This is a genomic window from Nonomuraea sp. NPDC001684, from assembly GCF_053596515.1.
Genome location: NZ_JBSFGJ010000752.1, coordinates 1 through 2718, shown reverse-complemented (window position 1 = coordinate 2718; position 2718 = coordinate 1). Strand labels below are relative to the sequence as shown.

Here is a 2718-nt window from a genome sequence, read left to right as displayed (position 1 = left end):
CGCCATCCCGAGCTCGACGTCCGCCGGTTCTTCGCCGACCGGTTCGCGCGAGAACGCGTGGTGTTCGAGCGCGCGGTGCGGCGGGGTGAGCTGAGAGGCCGCGCTCACGTCCGCGCCCGTCACGGTCGAGGCGACGTACACCACCCCGATGCAGCACCACAACCCGATGGAGCTGCCGGCGACCGTCGCCGCCTGGGACGGCGACCGGCTCACCGTTCACGAGTCCACCCAGAACATCGCCGGCACCCAGGAAGGGCTGATGACGGTGTTCCGGCTGCCCCGCGAGAAGGTACGCGTCATCTCCCCGTACGTGGGCGGCGGGTTCGGCGCCAAGGGCACGTCCGCGGTGCCGCGCATCGCCCTGGCCGCGGCGCTCGCCCGGCACGTCGGACACCCGGTCAGGCTGGTGCTGACCAGGGCCGAGTCCTACACCAGCAACGGTCACCGCGCCGCGTCCCACCAGGTGGTGCGCGTCGGCGCCACCCGCGACGGGCGGCTGACCGCGATCGACCACACCCTCACCCAGCAGGTGGCCGGCACCGAGGGGCGGTTCGTCACCAGCGCCCGGATCACCCGGATCCTGTACGCCTGCCCGAACGTGCGCACCACCCAGCGGGCCGTCGCCCTGGACCTGGCCAACGCCGCCTACATTCGGGCGCCGGACACCGTCACCAGCCACGCCCTGGAGTCGGCCCTGGACGAGCTGAGCTACGCGCTCGGCCTGGACCCGGTCACGCTCAGGATCCGCAACTGGTCGGCGACCAACCAGCAGAGCGGCGTCCGGCACGGCAGCAACCACCTGCGCACCTGCTACGAGCGGGGCGCCGAGCGCTTCGGCTGGTGGCGCCGCGCCCCGCGTCCCGGCTCCATGCGTGACGGCGACTGGCTGCTCGGCTGGGGCATGGCCACCGTGGCCCACACCGCGGGCGGCCGGGAGATGGCGGGAGCCGAAGTGATCATCGGCGTGGACGGCGCGGCACGGATCCGCTCCGGCACCCACGACATCGGCACCGGCACCTCCACGGTGATGCGGCAGCTCGGCGCCGACGTGCTGGGCCTGCCGATGGCCGAGGTCCGCTTCGACCTCGGCGACTCCGCCTACCCCCAGGCGCCGGCCTCGTCGGCGTCGGCGACCGTGCCCTGTACCGGCGGGGGCGTCGTCCGCGCCGCGACCGCCGCCCGCGACCAGGTGATCGCCCTGGCCGTGGCGGACGAGAGCAGCCCGCTGCACGGCCTGCCGCCCGCCCGCGTCCGCGCCGCCGACGGACATCTGTTCGATCTCGACCGCCCCGCGCGCCGCACCAGCTTCCGGGACGTGCTGCGCCGCCACGGCCGGCCTCTCCGCGTGACCAGCCCGGCGGGCGAGCGGATGGTCCAGGCGGTCTCGACCGGCGCGGTGTTCACCGAGGTCGCCGTCCACCGGCTGCTGGGCCAGGTCCGGGTGCGCCGCGTCGTCGGCGTCTACGACCCCGGCCGGGTACTCAACGAGCGCACCGCGCGCAGCCAGGCCGTCGGCGGCGTGATCTGGGGCATCGGCGTCGCCCTGTCCGAGCACACCCTGACCGACCCCCACCTGGGCCGCATCCTCACCCCGAACCTGTCCGGCTACCTGGTGCCCGTGGCCGCCGACGTGCCCGACCTGGACCTCACGTTCATCGACCGGCCCGACCCGGCCAGCCCGGCGCTCGGCGCCCGCGGCTTCGGCGAGGCTCCCACGACCGGCCTGAGCGCCGCGATCGGCAACGCCGTCCACCACGCCATCGGCCACCGCGTCCGCGACCTGCCGATCACCCAGGACAAGGTTCTCGCCGCCCTTGCCTGACTCCTCGGCGCGGGGTGCGTCACCAGGCCGAATGCCGCGGACCGGGCACGAACGGCCATGCCGGACTCCACCGGCCGCCCATTGGCCAAAGTCAGCCCCACCCGCCGCGCTTGAGGAATAGCCTGGCGCCGGGATCCGCCGGTCGGGCCGTAGGGGGCGATCGCGCAGGCGCGTGATCGATGCGTGGCCCGGCCAGGTGTTCTCCCGACAGGGCGACTGCCTGCCGCGGCACGGCAGCCCCGGCCCGGGTGATCGTGGCCGGCGAGCGTTGCAGGGGGCGACGATGGGGTTGTGGGGGAAGATCGCGAAGACGGGCCGGGTGGCCGAGCCCGCGCCCGCCCGCCAGGAGGGTGCCCCGCCCGCGAAGGCGGCGGAACTCGCCGGATCGGTGCAGATCAGACATGTGGACGCGGGGTCGTGCAACGGCTGCGAGGTGGAGATCGCCTCGGCGTTCGGCCCGGTGTACGACGCCGAACGGTACGGCGCGCGGCTGGTGGCCTCGCCGCGGCACGCCGATGCGCTGCTGGTGACCGGGCCGGTGAGCCGCAACATGGAAGTGGCGCTGCGCCGCACCCATGACGCGGTCCCCGAGCCCCGCCTGGTGATCGCGCTGGGCGACTGCGCGCGCGACTGCGGGGTGTTCGCCGGAGCCTACGGGGTGGCCGGGGCGGTGGCCGACGTGCTGCCGGTGGACGTGGAGGTGCCGGGGTGCCCGCCGGAGCCCGCGGCGATCGTGGCGGCGTTGCGCGGGCTGACGGGCCGATGAACCCGGTCGGCACACTGTACGTGGCGGCGCTGTCCGGCTGCGCGCTGGCCGCGGTGACCGCCCTGCTGGCACCGCCCCGGGCGCGGCGGCACCTAACGGGCTGGTGCACGGCGGCCGCGGGCGCCGCCGC

Annotated in this window: 2 protein-coding genes; both read left to right on the top strand. The window is 75.2% G+C overall.

Annotated elements, in window-relative coordinates; all coding sequences use genetic code 11:
* The first annotated feature begins 148 nt into the window (after positions 1-148).
* Positions 149-1822, top strand: a complete 1674-nt coding sequence (locus ACWCSD_RS51155; RefSeq protein WP_449926911.1) for a xanthine dehydrogenase family protein molybdopterin-binding subunit — start codon at positions 149-151, stop codon at positions 1820-1822.
* 172 nt (positions 1823-1994) lie between these two features.
* On the top strand, positions 1995-2588 hold the full coding sequence (locus ACWCSD_RS51150; protein ID WP_449926908.1) for an NADH-quinone oxidoreductase subunit B family protein: 594 nt from the start codon (positions 1995-1997) through the stop codon (positions 2586-2588).
* Positions 2589-2718: the final 130 nt, after the last annotated feature.

Excerpts from the sequence above, each read along its gene's own strand:
- ACWCSD_RS51155 (WP_449926911.1), top strand. The coding sequence starts at position 149 with ATGCAGCACCACAACCCGATGGAGCTGCCGGCGACCGTCGCCGCCTGG.